At 62.9% G+C, this 17,074-nt stretch carries 12 protein-coding genes; 4 read left to right on the top strand and 8 right to left on the bottom strand.

Annotated elements, in window-relative coordinates:
• Position 1 precedes the first annotated feature (1 nt).
• The 8 genes from DBR47_RS25435 to DBR47_RS05120 all read right to left on the bottom strand — a co-directional run bounded on the left by DBR47_RS25435 (position 2) and on the right by DBR47_RS05120 (position 11,065).
• On the bottom strand, positions 2 to 2,689 hold the full coding sequence (locus tag DBR47_RS25435) for a methyl-accepting chemotaxis protein (protein ID WP_124447594.1): 2,688 nt from the start codon (positions 2,687 to 2,689) through the stop codon (positions 2 to 4).
• A 44-nt stretch (positions 2,690 to 2,733) separates the two neighbouring features.
• The gene (locus DBR47_RS05150; RefSeq protein ID WP_124447592.1) at positions 2,734 to 5,589 is read right to left on the bottom strand and encodes a methyl-accepting chemotaxis protein; all 2,856 of its coding nucleotides are present in this window, start codon (positions 5,587 to 5,589) and stop codon (positions 2,734 to 2,736) included.
• Between the two features lie 29 nt (positions 5,590 to 5,618).
• The gene (locus DBR47_RS05145; RefSeq protein WP_231512130.1) at positions 5,619 to 7,877 is read right to left on the bottom strand and encodes a chemotaxis protein CheA; all 2,259 of its coding nucleotides are present in this window, start codon (positions 7,875 to 7,877) and stop codon (positions 5,619 to 5,621) included.
• A gap of 4 nt (positions 7,878 to 7,881) precedes the next feature.
• Positions 7,882 to 8,199: an STAS domain-containing protein gene (locus tag DBR47_RS05140; protein WP_124447591.1), complete on the bottom strand. Its 318-nt coding sequence runs from the start codon at positions 8,197 to 8,199 to the stop codon at positions 7,882 to 7,884.
• A 98-nt stretch (positions 8,200 to 8,297) separates the two neighbouring features.
• Positions 8,298 to 8,663, bottom strand: a complete 366-nt coding sequence (locus tag DBR47_RS05135; protein ID WP_124447589.1) for a response regulator — start codon at positions 8,661 to 8,663, stop codon at positions 8,298 to 8,300.
• Between the two features lie 42 nt (positions 8,664 to 8,705).
• Complete coding sequence (locus DBR47_RS05130; RefSeq protein WP_124447586.1) at positions 8,706 to 9,254, bottom strand: hypothetical protein; 549 nt, start codon at positions 9,252 to 9,254, stop codon at positions 8,706 to 8,708.
• Positions 9,255 to 9,892: 638 nt separating this feature from the next.
• Positions 9,893 to 10,390, bottom strand: coding sequence for a glycine zipper 2TM domain-containing protein (locus tag DBR47_RS05125; protein WP_124447584.1), 498 nt, complete (start codon positions 10,388 to 10,390; stop codon positions 9,893 to 9,895).
• Between the two features lie 117 nt (positions 10,391 to 10,507).
• Positions 10,508 to 11,065, bottom strand: coding sequence for an HNH endonuclease (locus DBR47_RS05120; RefSeq protein ID WP_124447582.1), 558 nt, complete (start codon positions 11,063 to 11,065; stop codon positions 10,508 to 10,510).
• Between the two features lie 412 nt (positions 11,066 to 11,477).
• On the opposite strand from DBR47_RS05120, the gene DBR47_RS05115 reads away from it, so the two are divergent.
• The 4 genes from DBR47_RS05115 (at position 11,478) to DBR47_RS05100 (ending at position 17,016) form a co-directional block, all read left to right on the top strand.
• The gene (locus DBR47_RS05115) at positions 11,478 to 12,176 is read left to right on the top strand and encodes a TetR/AcrR family transcriptional regulator (protein ID WP_231512129.1); all 699 of its coding nucleotides are present in this window, start codon (positions 11,478 to 11,480) and stop codon (positions 12,174 to 12,176) included.
• A gap of 54 nt (positions 12,177 to 12,230) precedes the next feature.
• Complete coding sequence (locus tag DBR47_RS05110; RefSeq protein ID WP_124447580.1) at positions 12,231 to 14,021, top strand: acyl-CoA dehydrogenase C-terminal domain-containing protein; 1,791 nt, start codon at positions 12,231 to 12,233, stop codon at positions 14,019 to 14,021.
• A gap of 85 nt (positions 14,022 to 14,106) precedes the next feature.
• Complete coding sequence (locus tag DBR47_RS05105; protein ID WP_124447578.1) at positions 14,107 to 14,547, top strand: DUF2147 domain-containing protein; 441 nt, start codon at positions 14,107 to 14,109, stop codon at positions 14,545 to 14,547.
• A gap of 72 nt (positions 14,548 to 14,619) precedes the next feature.
• Positions 14,620 to 17,016 carry a 3-hydroxyacyl-CoA dehydrogenase/enoyl-CoA hydratase family protein gene (locus DBR47_RS05100; protein WP_124447576.1) on the top strand — a complete coding sequence of 799 codons (2,397 nt, stop codon included), beginning with the start codon at positions 14,620 to 14,622 and terminating at the stop codon, positions 17,014 to 17,016.
• Positions 17,017 to 17,074 lie beyond the last annotated feature (58 nt).

Raw genomic sequence — 17,074 nt, 5'->3', positions numbered from 1 at the left:
CTTAAAAGCGTTTGAAATAGGACTCGTCGATCTCGCCGGCCACGCTGCCGCCGCCACGCGGCTTGCTGCTCGCGGCGGGTGGCTTGAACTGCGGGGCCGCGGCGCTGCGCTGCTGATTGGCCTCGTAATTGGCCCGGGTCGCGTTGACGCTGCCACCGCTGCCGCTGCTTGCGCCCGAGCTTCTGGGGGCGGCATGCGAGCGGGCCTGGCCATGCAGGGTGGCGCCGCTGCTGCGCGCGCCGCCAGAGGGTTTGTCATCGGCCAATTGGAAGAAGGCCATCTGCTCTTGCAATTGCGCGGCTTGGGCCGACAGCTCCTCGGCCGTGGCCGAGAGCTGTTCGGAGGCGGAGGCGGTTTGTTGCGTGGTGGTGGAGAGATGGTTCATCGCCGTGGTGATCTGGCTCACGCCTTGCGACTGCTCACCTGAGGCAGCGGAGATCTCCTGCACCAGCTCCGAGGTCTTCTGGATGGAGGGCACCATATTGCCCAGCAAGGCGCCCGCCTTCTCGGCCATCTGCACGCTGGAGCCGGCCAGGGCGCCAATTTCCTGGGCCGCCACCTGGCTACGCTCGGCCAGCTTGCGCACCTCGGCGGCCACCACGGCAAAGCCCTTGCCATGCTCGCCCGCGCGCGCCGCTTCGATGGCGGCATTGAGGGCCAGCAGATTGGTCTGGTAGGCGATGTCGTCGATGATGGAAATCTTGGTGGCGATGGATTTCATCGCGTCGGCCGTCTGGCTGACCGCCTCGCCACCCTCCTGGGCCTCATTGGCGGCCTTGGTGGCCATGCCGTCGGTGATGTTGGCGCTGTCGGCGTTTTGTCTGACCGATGAGGCCATTTCTTGCAGGGAGGCCGTCGTCTGCTCCACGCTGGCGGCCTGTTGCGAGGCCGAGTGCGAGAGCGACTGCGAGGTCTGCGAGACCTGGTCCGAGGCACTGCTCAATTGCTCGGCCGCAGCCCGCACCTCGCGGATGGTGCCGCTGACGGTTTCGATCAGCTCGTTGAACTTGTCGCCAATCTGTTTGAAGAAGCCGGTCTTGTCCGCCGTGGGGATGCGCTGGCTCAGATCGCCACCGCTGGCGGCCGTGGCCAGGGCGTCGAACTCTTGCTCGGCGGCCAGTTGCTCGGTGCGGTCCTGCCACTGACCGACGGTGCCGATCAGGCGGCCCGCGGCATCCCGAATGGGAGAGGTGGTGACGTCGTAGTTACGGCCGCCCAGGACCATGGAGGCATTGGTGGTCTCCTGCAGATTCAACATGCGTTGCACCGCCGCCGCTGCATCTTTGTAGAACATGCCGATGGAGCCGCCTATCACCTGGCGGGCATCGAAGGTGGGCAACTCGGCCCGGAAAGCGGCCTCGTCGCGGCGCAAGATGTTCAGCAAGGCTTCGTTGGCGTAGACGATCAGGCCGCGATCGTCGGAGATACGCACAGGCATGGCCGCCACATCGAGCGCGCTGCGGATGCGCGCGTTATCGGCTGCGAGCATTTGCTCGCGTTCGGCCGCGGCCAGCTCGGCCGTCATATCCTTCCATTCCACTACCGTGCCCAGGCGCTTGCCCTCGACCAGCACCGGGTTGACGATCAGGTCGAAGCGGCGGCCGCCCAGTGTCAGGCGGGTGGTGTGGGCGCTGCTCAGGCGATCCAGCATGGTGCGCTGGTGCGCGGGATTTTTGTGGAACACGTCCACATTGCTGCCGATGACGGTGGCGGCGCTGAAGCGCGGCAGATCCTTGCGGATGTCTTCCTCCGCATTGCTCAACATTGCCTTGAGCGAGGCATTGCCGTAAATGATGTTGTAGCCCACATCGGCCACCATGATGTTGGTGGCGGCCACATCCAGGGCTTGGCGTATGCGTTCGGCTTCTTCTGCACGCTTGCGGGTGTCGGCAAACTCGAAGCCCAATCGCGTCTGCACCCGCTTGAGGGCGAGCATCATGCGCGCCAGCTCGTCCCGGCCCTCGGTCTTCACCACGCCGTCGAAGCGGCCCTGGCCAAACATTTCAAACTGGGCACCGGCCACCTCGAGGGTGTTGCGCAGGCGCTTGTTGATGGCGAACAGGCCCCAGGCGCCGAGCAAAGCCGCCAGCAGGCCCGGGCCCGCCAACTGCCAGTTGGACGCCGGCAGGGCATAGCCAAGCAGCAGGGCGCCCGCGGCCAGCAATAGCGCGGCCATGCCGGACTTGCTGGCCAGGCCCAGGCTGGCGGAGAACTGCCTCAGGCTGTCCAGCAAGCCGGTCTTGATGCCTTGGCCGTCCCGGATGATCCAGCCGGCGGCCTTGCCTTCTTTGAAGCGGCGGTACAGGCCTTCGGCCGCGGCCACCTGATCGCGGGTCGGCCGGGTGCGCACCGACATATAGCCCACCACCGAATCACCTTCCTTGACCGGCGTGGCATTGGCCACCACCCAGTAGTGGTCGCCGTTCTTGCAACGGTTCTTGACGATGCCCGTCCAGGGGCGCCCGCCCTTGAGCACCGACCACATATCCGCATAAGCCTCCTCGGGCATGTCCGGGTGGCGGACGATGTTGTGAGGCTGACCGATCAGCTCGGCTTCCGCGAAGCCGCTGGCCTCAAGAAAGTCGTCGTTGATATAGGTGATGCGGCCTTTCAGGTCGGTGCGTGACACGATGGTCATGCCCTCCCTGAGCAGGAATTCCTGTTGGGTGACGGGCAAATTAGTGCGCATGGCGGGCTTTCAGATCGGGGAGGCTTGGGGGCTTTTCTGAGGGTTTAGCGATGCTTGCCGGGGCGAGCTCGAGAGCCGCCCGAGTCATGGTCATCGGCCAAGCGGAAGAAGGCCATTTGCTCTTGCAGCTGCGAGGCTTGGGCCGACAACTCCTCGGCCGTGGCCGACAGCTGTTCGGAGGCCGAGGCGGTCTGCTGGGTCGCGGTGGACAGATGGTTCATGGCCGCGGTGATCTGCGACACGCCCTCGGACTGTTCGCCTGAGGCGGCCGAAATCTCCTGCACCAACTCGGAGGTCTTCTGGATGGAGGGCACCATATTGTTGAGAAGCTGGCCGGCCTTCTCGGCCATCTGCACGCTGGAGCCGGCCAGGGTGCCGATTTCTTGCGCCGCCACCTGGCTGCGTTCGGCCAGTTTGCGAACCTCGGCAGCGACCACCGCAAAGCCCTTGCCGTGCTCTCCGGCACGAGCGGCTTCGATGGCGGCGTTGAGGGCGAGCAGATTGGTCTGGTAGGCGATGTCGTCGATGATGGAGATCTTGGTCGCGATGGACTTCATGGCATTGACCGTGGTGCCCACGGCCGCGCCGCCATCCATGGCTTCCTTGGCTGCCTTGGTGGCCATGCCGTCGGTGACATTGGCGCTGTCGGCGTTTTGTTTCACCGAGGAGGCCATTTCTTGCAGAGAAGCGGTGGTCTGCTCAACGCTGGCGGCTTGTTGCGAGGCCGAATGCGAGAGCGATTGCGAGGTCTGCGAGACCTGATCCGAGGCGCTGCTCAGTTGATCGGCTGCCGCGCGCACCTCGCGGATGGTGCCGCTGACGGTTTCAACCAAGGCATTGAACTTCTCGCCCAACATGCGGAAGAAGGGTTCCTTGCCTTCAAGCGCGATGCGGTTGGCGAAGTCACCTTGGGTGGCGCCGTCCACCATGGTGCTGACCTCTTGTTCAGCCGCCACTTCTGCGCTGCGATCCTTCCACTCCACGACCGTGCCCAAACGTTGTTGCTGTGCGTCGAAGATCGGGTTGGCGATCAGAGAGAAGGTGAGGTTGCTGACCTTGATCTCGGTCCTGTACTCGCTCTTCAGGCCGCCCAGCAGATTGCGTTGATGACCGGGGTTACGGTGGAACTGGTCGAAGTTGGAGCCGACGATGCGGCGCGCGTCGAATTGCGGCAAGACCTTGCGCAGTTCGGCCTCGTTGCGCTGCATCATCTGCGCCACCGAGCCGTTGTTGTAAATGATGTTGCCGTCAGGATCGGCAATCATGACGTTGGTCGAGCAAATGTCCAGCGCTTGCTTGACCCGCGAGGTTTCTGCGGTCAGTTGCAGTTCGCGTTCGCGGGCGGCCAGTTCTTGAGTCACGTCGCGCCATTCGACCACGGTACCCAGACGCTGGTTCTGTGCGTCAATGATGGGGTTCGCGATCAGCGAGAAGGTGAGGGAACCCACCTTGATCTGAGTTTTGTACTCGCCGTTGAGCCCCGCCAACAGATTTCGTTGGTGCGAGGGGTTCTTATGGAAGATATCGATGTTCTGGCCGATCAGCCGCTTCGAATCGAACTGCGGCAAGACCTTGCGCAGCTCGTCTTCATTGCGCTGCATCATGCTCAGCACCGAGCTGTTCATATAGACGATATGGGCGTCGGCGCCGGCAATCATCACATTGGTTGAGCAGCGGTCCAAGGCCTGTTTGACCCGGCTGGATTCCGCCAATGCAGCGGCATCGCTGGCTGCACGGTCGCGCAGATTCCCTTGCATGGCGGCGAGCTTTTGCAGCAGCAGGGCGGCCTCGTCCTGGCCCTTGTCTTCGATGCGGTAGTTCAGGTCACCCTGGGTCACTGCTTCAGCGGCAGATATCGCGCTGCTCAGTGGGCGGGTGACCGAGCGCACGATAGCAATCATCAGACCTACCGCTACAGCGATCAGCAAGAGGAACAAGCCGGCCTCGGTCCAGACCTTGCGTTGCACCGAGGCCGCTCTTTGCTCCAGGGCCTGAGCCAGCGCATCCTGGGTCTGGTCCATCAGCTTGTACTGAGCCTCGATGGTGCTATTGGCCCGATTCTGGAATTCGGCCACATTCAGGCTGGGCTTGTCGTTGAGCACCAGCTCATTGCGGGCCAGCTTGTCAAAGGCGGCAAGGCTGTCCAAGCCGGCCTTGAGCGGGGCGGCCAAGCTGTCTTTCAGCGCGGGCTCCAGATTGATGGCATTTTCCAGCTGGGTCGAGGTGCGACCGAGCTGCTGGGCGGCGCTGTTCAGTGAGGCGGCAATCAACATCCGGGCCTCGCTGGCACCGTCCTTGTTGCCGAGCAGGGCCGCGCCCTGGGCCTGGGCCAGCGAGAGGTTCTCCAGCGTGGTGGGCATGAAGTCTGAACCCACCGTCACCAGATAGTAGGTGGAGGCGTCAGGCTCAAAGATCAGGCCGGAGGCGTCGGCGATGTCCAGCGTCGCCTCCAAAGTGTTTTGCAGCAGCAGCGCATGGCGCTGCAAGAGGTCCTTCAAGGGCAGTTGGCCGGACTCCAAGGCCTTGACCACTTGTTCAAAGCCGTTGGCCGTGTCCTTGAGTCGGCCGGCCGCCTTGCTGAACTGTGGGTTGGCCAGCAGCTCGCTCACCTTGCCCAGCTCGGTGCGCACCAGATCGCGCGCTCGGACCCGCTCCGCCTCGCTGCCTTGCTGGCCCGACAGGCTCAGCGTGGCGTAGCTGCGATGCGCTTGCAGGGCGCGAGCCAACTTTTGTACCTCCTTGATGGGCTGCAAGCCCGTCAGCTCGGTCTTCACAAAGCTCAAATCGCCCAACAAGCCTCGCAATAGCTGGGAGGCAGGGATGATGGCCAATACAAAGCCCACCAAACCGATGAGTACAAATTTTTGCCAGAGTTTGATGTTGCGAAGAAGACTGTTCATAACGTTTGACCCTGTGAAGTTTTTTGCGTTCAGGATTTGAGGGCGGCGTGAGCGAAGGCGGCCGTGCCGATCTGGCGAACCTGCTGGCCATTGCGGACCGCAGCGTTCAGCAGGCCGGAGACGTCGAGCAGCAGGGCCACGTCACCGGAGCCAAGGATGGTGGAACCCGCCAAGGCTTTCAGATGCTGGAAGATGGCTGAGAGTGGTTTGATCACCGTCTGGTGCTCGCCCAGCAGGCGATCCACGATCAGACCCACTCGGGTTTGGCCGTCGCGCACCACCACCACGCTGCGTCTGCGCGAGGTGTCTGGCGTGATGCCGTAAAAACGGGCCAGATCCAGCCAGGGCAGCACCTCGCCGCGCAGATCGAAAGTGCCGCTGACCCGTTCGCCCTGCGTTGCGCACTCGGCCGGCACATCGATGCACTCGGCCACCGCCGACAAGGGCAACACATAGTTGACGCCACCCACCATGGTCAGGAAGCCATCGATCATGGCCAGGGTCAGCGGCAGGCGGATCTGGGTCAGCGTGCCTTTGCCGACCTCGCTGGTCAGCGCGATGGTGCCGCGCAAGGCCTCGATATTGCGTTTGACCACGTCCATGCCCACGCCTCGGCCGGAAAGGTCGGTGACCTGCTCGGCGGTGGAGAAGCCGGCATGGAAGATCAGCTGCCAGACCTCGTGGTCGGGCAAGACCTGACCCTCGGCAATCAGGCCGCGCTCCACCGCCTTGGCCAGAATGCGTTCGCGCGCCAGGCCGCGGCCGTCGTCGCTGACCTCGATCACCACCGCACCGGCATCGTGATAGGCGTTCAGTGCCAGGCGGCCCATCGGCGGTTTGCCGGCTGCGATGCGGCCTTCCTGGGTTTCCAGGCCATGGTCCATGCTGTTGCGAACCAGATGCATCAGCGGATCGGCGATGGAGTCCACCATGGACTTGTCCAGCTCGGTGTCACCGCCGGTAACCACCAGATCGACTTCCTTGCCCAGCTGTTTGGAGACATCGCGGACCACGCGCTGGAAGCGGCCAAAGGTCTCGCCAATCGGCACCATGCGCAGGGCCAGCGTGCCGTCACGGGTTTCCTGCACCAGATCCATCACCCGCTGGGTGGCTTCGACCAGTACAGCCGAGCCTTCCTGATGGGCAATCATCTGGGCGCCCGAGCCGGCGATCACCAGCTCGCCGATCAGGTCGATCAGCTTGTCCAGCTTGTCGGCGCGCACCCGTACAAAGCGGGTTTCGTCACCGGCCCGGCGGTCGCGCCCACCTTCGCGGCGCTCGCCCTCGCCGCTGCGGCGGTCATTGCGCTTTTGGGTCTTGCCTTCTTCGGCCGGGCCCACCCGGCGCTCGATATGCGGAATGACTTGGGGTGCTTCGGCCTCGGGGACGGCCGCGACCTCAAGCCGCACCTTGAAGCGCATGCCCATCTCGTGCCAGCATTGGAAGAGGGCGGCGCGAGCCTCGGCATCGTCACCGCAGCGGCGGGTGGCGAGTTCTTCAAAAGCAGCGGGCGCGGTGCCGGGCTCGAAGATCTGCACATCGCTGTCTTCGAGCGCGAACTCGAACACGCGCTCGATGTCTTCACGCTTGGCCTTGGAATCGAAGCGCAGCTCAAAGCCCAGATAGCAGGCCTCGGCGTCCAGCTCGTCCAGATTGGGTATGGCCTGGACTTGGCTGCGCAAGGCCTTGATCTCGCCCAGGGTGGCCAGGTAGCGCAGAAAAGCCAAAGGGTCCAGGCCGTTGCGCAAGGCGTCGTGACCGAAGCGCAAGGACAGATGCCAGCAGGCATCGCCGCCGCTGTCTTCTGGCTCGGCCTGGGCGCTCTGCACAGGGGCTTTGCTGGCCGCGGCCGCCGCCGGAGCGCTGGCCGCCTCTTCTGCGCCCAGGAGGGCGCGCAAGCGGGCCGCCAGGGCTTCGCTGCTGGCCTTGACGCCCGGGTCTTCCTCACCGCTTTGCACCTCGCCCAACAGCAGTTCGATTTGGTCGCGGCTTTCTAGCAGGGCAGCCACCACATCTTCATCGAGCTGGCGAGTGCCCGAGCGCAAAGCTTCCAGCAGGGTTTCGGCTTCGTGGGTGAAGGTCACCACCGCCTCGCAGCCAAACATGCCGGCCGTACCCTTGATGGTGTGAGCGGCGCGGAAGGCGGAGTTGAGGCTTTCCGAATCGCTGGGGTCTTCTTCCAGGACCAGCAGTCCTTGCTCGAACTGGCGCAGCATCTCCTGCGCCTCGTCCAAGAAGCCGGCCCGGGCGACCGCTAGGATTTCTGCATCTTCGTCATTCATTGACATGGATTCAGTCCTCGCTTGCACTCGCTTGGCCGAGGGACTGCAGATTCGCGTCCAGGCCATAGCATTGGAGGGCGGAGAGCACGACCTTGCTGGGCTCGTGCAATCTGAACTCGGCGGCTCGCTCCTGCATGGTTTTGTGCGTGGCCAGCAGCAGTTGGATTCCGGTGCTGTCAAAGTCGCTGACCGCGCTCAGGTCCAGGCTCAAACCGCCATTGAGGCGGCCCACGGTTTCCAGCAACAGACCGTGGATGTCGGCGGCTTGCGAAATAGTCATCTCCGGCCCCATGGTCAGAGAAAACAACTCGGCATTCGTTTCGGCCATCTAAAGACCTCCAAGAACGTTAGGCGCCAGACGCTGGCGCGCGACTTTGCAAAGAAGGGTTCAGGCGGCGGGCCTGTGTGTTCAGGCCCGACCTGCCTTCAGACGCAGAGTCGATTGACCGCGTCTACCAGCTGCGATGGCTGGAAGGGTTTGGTGATCCAGGCCTTGGCGCCAGCCGCTCGGCCCTCGGCCTTCTTGGCTTCTTGCGACTCGGTGGTCAGCATGATCACCGGCGTGAACTTGTAGGCCGCCACCGTCTTCACATGGCGCAGAAAAGTCAGGCCGTCCATATTGGGCATATTGACATCGCACACGATCAGATTGATCTTGGCTCCGGTCAGCTTGCCTACAGCGTCCTGGCCATCGACGGCTTCGATGACGGTGTAGCCGGCCTTTTGCAGCGCCAGTTTGACCACGGTGCGGAAGCTCCCGGAGTCATCGATGACCAGAATGGTTTTGCTCATGGTGTCCTCTTGCTGTTCTAAGGGTCAGAGATAGGGCTGGATCTAGAAAAATTCGACGTTGTCCTGCGGCGGCTTGGCTTCCTCGCCGCGATGGAACTGGCGCTGTTCGTCGGTGGTGTAGCGGGATTCCAGGGCATTCAGCCAAGCCTCGGCCTCGGCCGGGCTGGCGTCTTGCATGCCAGGCAGTTCGAGCGCAAATCGTTCGGTGTCCTGGTAGAGGATGTCGACCATCTGCACGACCCGGTCGCCAAACTGCAGGGCCATCAAAGCGTGTTCGCATTGCTGTTGGAATTCGTCGTTGAGTTGCTTCAAGGCCTGGGCAAACGGCGCATCGGGCGGCAAGTTCTTGAGCTCGGCACTGAGTTGATCTTGCAAGCCCAGGATGCTGGCCACGCTGGTGAGCAATTCCACGGTACCGCCTTGCACCGTGTGCTGAATAGCCGCCAACTGTCGGGTCCAGACGGGGACCACGGCCTCGGTCATGACACCGACACCTGTGGGCGGAACGTCCGCCGTGGTCGCCACGCCTGTCGTAGCCGCAGCTGTAGCGACAGGGGCCGTGGTTTTGGGGGGGCGGGCTTGCGAGCTCATGGCTGTGGGCTGGCTAGAAGTGTCCGAGGGAGGCCGCGAGGGCGGGCACCCTTGTCGAGGCAATAGCCCCCCCGCCCTGGCTCCGCCGAAGGCCGAGCGCGGTACTGCGCTTGCTCAAGCCGCCTTGCCTCTTGATGAAGGTCAAAAACTGCTCGGCGCGAGGGCTGACGCTCCGCTTGATCGAACGCGTTGGACTGACTGCAATGCCCAAAGGCTCCTCCCGTTTGGCGACTCATCCACTGCCTTTCTAAGACAGGCACGACCGCAATCAGCCGGTCGGCATGGGTATCAGGACTTGAGAACACCAGTTTCACTAACCGCACAGTCAGTGATGCTTGGATAAGGGCCTAATTTAGCAAGCTAACGCCGACATTGGTGGAATTTCAACGCCCAAGACTTAACGCTTTGGCTCAGTATGAGTCGGGCGTTAGTGCATTGTTGTTTGTAGGCGATAGCGCTTTGGCAAGATTTGCATTTGGCCACCAGGAGGCGAGACTCCGGCTTTTGTCATCTTGACAAAGTAGGCGCTTGGAAAAGGCCGCAGGTGCAATCCCTGCTAAGACTGAGCTTGAGCTCAGCAGGGCGGCCGCATTGCACGGCGCCCGTCGGGCTGGCATTGCGCCAGCCCGTGGTCAAACTCAGTTATTGGCCGAGGCAGCGCTGCTGGGGGCGGTGATGGCGGGGGCACGGCTGACCCGGGTCTTGCCGCCCGTGGTCACCAGGATGACGGCCTCGCCTGGGTTGAGGTTCTCATTGCCCTTGGCCTGAACCACCGAGCGGCGTTCGCCATTGCGCAGCTGCACGATGACCTCGACGGCTTCCTCGCGGGTGGTGTTGCGTTCCACCGCATTGCCGACCACGGCACCGGCCACGGCGCCAAGCACGCCAGCGATCTGGCCTTCACGGCGCCCGCCCACCGAGGAGCCGGCCACCGCGCCCACCACGCCACCGGCCACCGCACCGATGCCGCTTTGGCTGCCGTCCACCGTCACCGGCCGAACGGACAGCACGGTCGCGTCCTGGATTTGCGACATGCGCTGCGCGTCTTCACGCTTGATCACATCGGGGCTGCTGGTTGAGCAGGCGCTCAGGGCCGCGAGCGCGACCACACAGCTGCTGAGAACGAGTTTTTTCATCAAGATGGGCATTCGATTTCTCCTTGGGCAGACCGCTGCCCAACGATTGTCATTGTGCCGAGGTTGACCGGGCGACGCTTCTTTACAAGCGCTTACGCAAACCAGCCTGAAGTCGGGTCAGGTGTACAAGCGGCTGGAGCGCGGCACGCTGGCGAGCAAAAACTCCATCTGGTCGGCCAGGATGCGGCGGCCGCGCAGAATCATGTCCTCGTGCAAATTGGGCACATAGGGCAGGTAGAGCAAGCTCATATTTGCCTCTTCGGGCATGCGATTGCCCTTGCGGCCATTGCAGCCGCGGCAGGCGGTGATGCAGTTCATCCAGTTGTCGCGCCCGCCGCGTGAGCTGGGGTGGATGTGCTCGCGGGTGAGGTTGTCGGCGTGGAAGCAGTGGCCGCAATAGGCGCAGACGTAGCGATCGCGGGCAAACAGCTTGGGATTGGTGAGCGCGGGGGACTGGCGCCAAGCCCGGCTGGGGACCGAACCGCGCACGGCCACGATGGGGTGGACTTCGATGCGCGACTGCGCGCCGGTGCGACGCTGCATGCCGCCACGCAGCACCTGACAGGGCTCGCCCAGGGTCCAGGCGATGCCGTCGCTGGCGTAGATGACGGCCGCTTCGCGGGTCGTGATCCAGGCCTGCGGTCGACCAGAGACATCCAGTTGAAGCACGTCCACAGCTTGTGACCTCCAAGTGGGAGCGTACTGCAATAGTGCGCACTGACTCAAGTTTTGCTGCAAGCCACGCGTCACTCCCTTGCCCGCTGTGCCATGGCCGCCACGCGGCGCGCGGGGCAGGGAGGCGGTCAAGCACTTGTCATCTTGGCTGCCGAAACTGAAAGGTCTTGCGCTCGGTTCGGCACTGACGCCGAGGCTAGGCGGTGCGCACGGCGACAGCCTCCTAGGCTGGCGCCTCTAGAAAGCCCGCAAATCGCACGCGGGCTCGACAAAGTTGGCAAAGTTTCTGCAAAATAGAACGATCGTTCGTTTTATTATTCGCCACCTCGAATTCATTCGCTTCAATTCCCAGCCCTTTGCCAGCCAGCCCCGGATCAACTCTGTGTCAGCGACCTTGCCTCCCAAAACCTCTGTGAACACAGCCCCTGCGGCGACGGCCAAGCCGGCGCGCAGCGTGCGGTCCTTGCAAAAAGGCCAGCACACCCGGGCGGTGATTCTGGAAGCTGCCCTGGGTCTGGCCTCGCATATGGGCCTGGAGGGTCTATCCATCGGCGCCTTGGCCGATGTGACCAAGATGAGCAAGTCCGGCGTGTTCGCCCATTTTGGCTCGCGTGAGGAATTGCAGATCGCGGTGGTGATGGAGTACCACGCCAAGTTCGAGGAAGAGGTGTTCTTCAACGCCATCCGCGAGCCGCGCGGCCTGCCACGTTTGCGGGCCTTGTATGAGCGCTGGGTGCGGCGCGTCTCGCTGGAGTTGGACTCCGGCTGCATTTACATCAGTGGCGCGGTCGAATTTGATGACCGCACGGGCCCGGTGCGCGACGCGCTCGTGGCCATGGTGCGCGCCTGGCATGCCGCCCTGCACAAGGCGATTGTGCTGGCGCAAAAGGCCGGCCATCTGCATGCCGACGCCGATGTCGAACAGATTCTTTTTGAGCTGCACGGGCTGATCCTGTCTCTGCACCATGACGCTCGTTTTCTGCGCAATCCTGGCGCCCTGGCCCGTGCGGGCCTGGGTTTCGAGCGCGCCGTGCAGTCCTATGCCACGCCGGAAGGCTTGGTGGCGGACGCCCAGGCACGGCAAAACGCCACGGCCAAGAAGCGGCGCTGAGCCACGCTTGTGCCATCCCCATTTTTGTCACCATCAAACCACTCGGAGTAAGACATGCCCCAATACAACCCACCGCTGCGCGACATGCAGTTTGTGATGCACGAAGTGCTCAATGTGGTGGATCAGCTGAAGGCTTTGCCCCCGCATGCCGACATCGATGCCGACACCATCAATGCCGTGCTGGAAGAAGGCGGCAAGTTTGCGGCTGAGGTGGTGGCGCCCTTGAACCTGAGCGGCGATGCCGAAGGCTGCACCCTGGACAAGGCCACGCATGAAGTGCGTCCGCCCAAGGGCTTCAAGGAAGCCTATGCCAAGTATGTGGAAGGAGGCTGGCCCTCGCTGGGTTGCGACCCCGAGTTCGGCGGCCAAGGCCTGCCCCTGGTGGTGAACCAGAGCTTCTACGAGATGCTCAATTCGGCCAACCAAGCCTGGACCATGTACCCCGGCCTGAGCCACGGCGCCTACGAGGCCCTGCATGCCCACGGCACACCCGAGCAAAAAGCCACCTATCTGCCCAAGCTGACCAGCGGCGAGTGGACCGGCACCATGTGCCTGACCGAACCCCATTGCGGCACCGATCTGGGCCTGCTGCGCAGCAAGGCCGAGCCTGTGGGTGACGGCACTTACAAGATCAACGGCGCCAAGATCTTCATCTCCGCCGGCGAGCATGACATGGTGTCCAACATCGTCCATCTGGTGCTGGCCCGCCTGCCGGACGCGCCCGAAGGCTCCAAGGGCATCTCGCTCTTCGTCGTGCCCAAGTTTCTGGTGAATGCGGATGGCAGCTTGGGGCAGCGCAATGGCATCTTCTGCGCTGGCCTGGAGCACAAGATGGGCATTCACGCCAACTCCACCTGCCAGATGGTGCTGGAAGACGCCGTCGGCACCCTGGTGGGGCAGCCCAACAAGGGCTTGGCCGCCATGTTCGTGATGATGAACGCCGCTCGCCTGGGCGTGGGCAACCAGTCCCTGGGCCTGACCGAAGTGGCGTATCAGAACGCCGCCGCCTACGCCAAGGACCGCATCCAGATGCGTGCCCTGTCCGGCCCCAAGGCGCCAGAGAAGGCCGCCGACCCCATCATCGTGCACCCCGATGTGCGCAAGATGCTGCTGACCGCGCGCGCTTACGCCGAAGGCGGCCGCGCCCTGTCGACCTATGTGGCCGTCACCCTGGACCGCGCCCTGAGCTCGGACGATGAAGACGAGCGCAAAGAGGCCGACGACGAAGTCGCGCTGCTGACGCCCATCATCAAGGCCTTCATCACCGACAACGGCTGGATCGCCACCTCGCACTGCATGCAGGTCTTCGGCGGCCACGGCTTCATCCACGAGTGGGGCATGGAGCAGTTCGTCCGTGACGCCCGCATCAACATGATCTACGAAGGCACCAACACCATCCAGTCCCTGGACCTGCTGGGCCGCAAGGTGCTGATGGACAACGGCGCCAAGCTGAAGAAGTTCGGCAAAAAGATCGCCGCCTTCGTCGAAGAAGAGGGTACCAATGAAGCCATGCAGGAGTTCATCAACCCGCTGGCAGATCTGGGCGATAAGGTCACCAAGCTGACCACCGAGATCGGCATGAAGGCCTTCCAGAACCCCGATGAAGTTGGCGCTGCAGCGGTCGACTACCTGCGTGTCGTCGGTCACCTGACCTTCGCCTACTTCTGGGCCCGCATGGCCAAGGTGGCGCTGGAGAAGCAAGCCAGCGGCGACAAGTTCTACACCGCCAAGCTCTCGACGGCACGCTTCTATTTTGCGAAGCTCCTGCCCGAGACTGCATCGCTGATCCGCACCGCACGTGCCGGCCTGCAGCCTTTGATGGAAATGGACGAAGCCCTGTTCTAAGCTCGCGTCGGATTTCTTGTTGTTGAGATGAGCACTTCGGTGCTCATCGCTCGGGATTCAAACCAAACCTATATCGGAGACACCCATGAAGACAATTTTTGCCGCTGCCGCTCTGACCCTGGTCGCTAATCTCGCCATGGCGCAAGCCACGCCGGTGGGCCTGTGGAAGACCATTGACGACGATGGCAAGACCGAGAAGTCCCTGGTTCGCATCAGCGACAACGGCGGCGTCCTCACGGGTGTGATCGAGAAAATCTTCGACGCCAGCAAACAAGACGCCAAATGCGATAAATGCACAGACGAGCGCAAGGACAAGCCCGTCGTGGGCATGACCATCCTCAAGGGCATCAAGCAAGACAGCGATGACAAGGGCTTGTGGGGTGGCGGCGAGATCCTCGACCCCAATAACGGCAAGACCTACAAGGCGCGCCTGAAGCCCATCGAAGGTGGCAAGAAACTGGAAATGCGTGGCTATGTCGGCGCGCCCATGTTCGGTCGGACCCAGACCTGGGTGCGTGCCGAGTAATTCTTTTATGGCAAAGCCCGCCGCAGCATGCTGCGGGCTTTGCTCTCAAGCAGTGTTTTTTGGGAGAAGTTCGTGAGTCGATTCCAAGTTCGCAAAGTCGCCGTGCTCGGCGCTGGCGTGATGGGCGCGCAGATCGCTGCGCATCTGGTCAACGTCAAAGTGCCCGTGGTGCTGTTCGACCTGCCGGCCAAGGAAGGCCCCAAGAATGGCATCGTCGCCAAGGCGATTGATGGCCTGAAGAAGCTCAAACCCGCACCCCTGGGTGATGTGGCCGATGCGGCCCTGATTAGCCAAGCAAATTACGAAGAGCATCTGGAACAGCTGAAGGACTGCGACCTCATCATCGAGGCCATCGCCGAGCGCATGGACTGGAAGCTGGATCTCTACAAGAAGATCGCTCCCTTCGTCTCGCCTAGCGCCATCGTGGCCTCCAACACCTCGGGCCTGTCCATCACCAAGCTGGCCGAGGTGCTGCCCGAAGAATTGAAGCCACGTTTCTGCGGCATCCACTTCTTCAACCCGCCGCGATACATGTATCTGGTGGAGTTGATCAACACCCCCACCACCCGTCCGGAAGTGATTGACCAGCTGGAAAGCTTCGTCACCACCGCCGTGGGCAAGGGCGTTGTGCGCGCCAATGACACGCCTAACTTCGTGGCCAACCGGGTCGGCGTCGCCGGCATGATGGCCACCATGATCGAGGCCGAGAAGTTTGGCCTCTCCGTGGACCTGGTGGACGACCTGACCGGCAAGAAGCTGGGTCGCGCCTCCAGCGGCACCTTCCGCACTGCCGACGTCGTGGGCCTGGACACCATGGCCCATGTGATGAAGACCATGCAGGACAATCTGCAGGCCGACCCTTTCTACTCGATGTACGCCACGCCCAAGGTCTTGGCGACCCTGATCGAAAAGGGCGCCCTGGGTCAGAAGAGCGGCGGCGGCTTCTACAAAAAGGTCGGCAAGGACATTCAGCGTCTGGACTTCGCCACCGGCGAGTACGTGGCCGGCGGCAAGAAGGCCGACGAGATCGTCGCCCGCATGTTGAAGAAGCCCGCGGCCGAGCGCATCAAGCTGCTGCGTGAGTCGAGCAACCCGCAAGCCCAGTTCCTGTGGTCCATTCTGCGCGACAGCTTCCACTACGTGGCCGTGCATCTGGACACCGTGGCCGACACCGCCCGCGAAATCGATTTCGCCATGCGCTGGGGCTTTGGCTCTAGCCAAGGCCCCTTCGAGCTGTGGCAACAAGCTGGCTGGAAGCAAGTGGCCGAGTGGATCAAGGAAGACATCGCGGCCGGCAAGACTTTGTCCAGCGCCGCTCTGCCCGCCTGGGTGTTTGAAGGCCCGGTCGCCGATAACGGCGGCGTGCACAGCTCGGCCGGTTCCTGGAGCGCGGCGGAAGGCAAGTTCAAGGCTCGCGCCGAACTGCCCGTCTACCAGCGTCAGGCCTTCCCGGAAAGCCTGTTTGGCGAAGGCGCAGCCGAGCCTTTGAAGGCCGGCACCGAGCTGTTCAAGAACGAGGAAGTGCGCGTCTGGACCCTGGACAATGAAGTCGTCATTGCCTCGATTACCGCCAAGTTGCATCTGATCAGCCCCACCGTGACCGATGGCCTGCTGAAGGCGGTCGAAATCGCTGAAGCTGGCTATAAGGGCCTGGTGATCTGGTCGCCGGACGATGTGTTCTCGGCCGGTGCCAATCTGGAAGCCCTGATGCCCGTCTTCATGAGCAAGGGCGCCAAGGGCATCGCCCCGGAAGAGAAGAAGCTGCAGGACATGATGCTGCGCCTGCGCTACGCCAATGTGCCGGTGATCGCCGCCATGCGCGGTCTGGCCCTGGGCGGTGGCGCCGAGCTGGCCGTGCATTGCGCACGCCGTGTCGCTCACATGGAAAGTTATGTGGGCCTGGTGGAAGTGGGCGTGGGCCTGATCCCCGGCGGCGGTGGTCTGACCTACATCGCCCGCCGCGCGGCCGAGATGGCAGCGGCCGGCAACGCGAATGCTGACATCTTCATGTTCCTGAAGGACGGCTTCACCACCGCAGCCACGGCCAAGGTGGCGACCTCGGCCCTGGAAGCCAAGAAGAACGGCTTCTTGCTGGACAGCGACATCGTCGTGCCCAATAAGGACGAGCTGCTGTTTGTGGCCACGGCGCAAGCCAAGGCCATGTTCGACTCCGGCTACCGCGCGCCTCTGCGGGCCAAGTTCGCTGTGGCCGGCCGTTCGGGCATCGCCACCATCAAGGGTCAGCTGGCCAATATGCGTGACGGCGGCTTCATCAGCGCCCACGACTTCCACCTCGCCAGCCTGATCGCTGACGTGGTCTGCGGCGGTGCCGTGGAGGCCGGCTCTCTGGTCGACGAGGAATACCTGATGGCCTTGGAGCGCAAGCATTTCTGCAGCTTGTTGGAACACCCTAAGACCCAGGAACGCATCATGGGCATGTTGCAAACCGGTAAGCCCGTCCGCAACTAATGACCTTGCGGGACAGAGCTTCGAGCCAATCGAGAAGCTCTGTTCCCAACTGACCAGA

Source organism: Paucibacter sp. KBW04, assembly GCF_003852425.1.
Taxonomy (GTDB): Bacteria; Pseudomonadota; Gammaproteobacteria; order Burkholderiales; family Burkholderiaceae_C; genus Paucibacter_A.
The sequence above is the reverse complement of the archived record's forward strand: the minus strand, read 5'-3'. Positions and strand labels throughout refer to the sequence as shown.

What these genes read in the sequence shown, in the direction of transcription:
- DBR47_RS25435 (WP_124447594.1), bottom strand. Translation starts at nt 2,689, where the DNA reads ATGCGCACTAATTTGCCCGTCACCCAACAGGAATTCCTGCTCAGGGAG.
- DBR47_RS05150 (WP_124447592.1), bottom strand. Translation starts at nt 5,589, where the DNA reads ATGAACAGTCTTCTTCGCAACATCAAACTCTGGCAAAAATTTGTACTC.
- DBR47_RS05145 (WP_231512130.1), bottom strand. Translation starts at nt 7,877, where the DNA reads ATGTCAATGAATGACGAAGATGCAGAAATCCTAGCGGTCGCCCGGGCC.
- DBR47_RS05140 (WP_124447591.1), bottom strand. Translation starts at nt 8,199, where the DNA reads ATGGCCGAAACGAATGCCGAGTTGTTTTCTCTGACCATGGGGCCGGAG.
- DBR47_RS05135 (WP_124447589.1), bottom strand. Translation starts at nt 8,663, where the DNA reads ATGAGCAAAACCATTCTGGTCATCGATGACTCCGGGAGCTTCCGCACC.
- DBR47_RS05130 (WP_124447586.1), bottom strand. Translation starts at nt 9,254, where the DNA reads ATGAGCTCGCAAGCCCGCCCCCCCAAAACCACGGCCCCTGTCGCTACA.
- DBR47_RS05125 (WP_124447584.1), bottom strand. Translation starts at nt 10,390, where the DNA reads ATGAAAAAACTCGTTCTCAGCAGCTGTGTGGTCGCGCTCGCGGCCCTG.
- DBR47_RS05110 (WP_124447580.1), top strand. Translation starts at nt 12,231, where the DNA reads ATGCCCCAATACAACCCACCGCTGCGCGACATGCAGTTTGTGATGCAC.
- DBR47_RS05105 (WP_124447578.1), top strand. Translation starts at nt 14,107, where the DNA reads ATGAAGACAATTTTTGCCGCTGCCGCTCTGACCCTGGTCGCTAATCTC.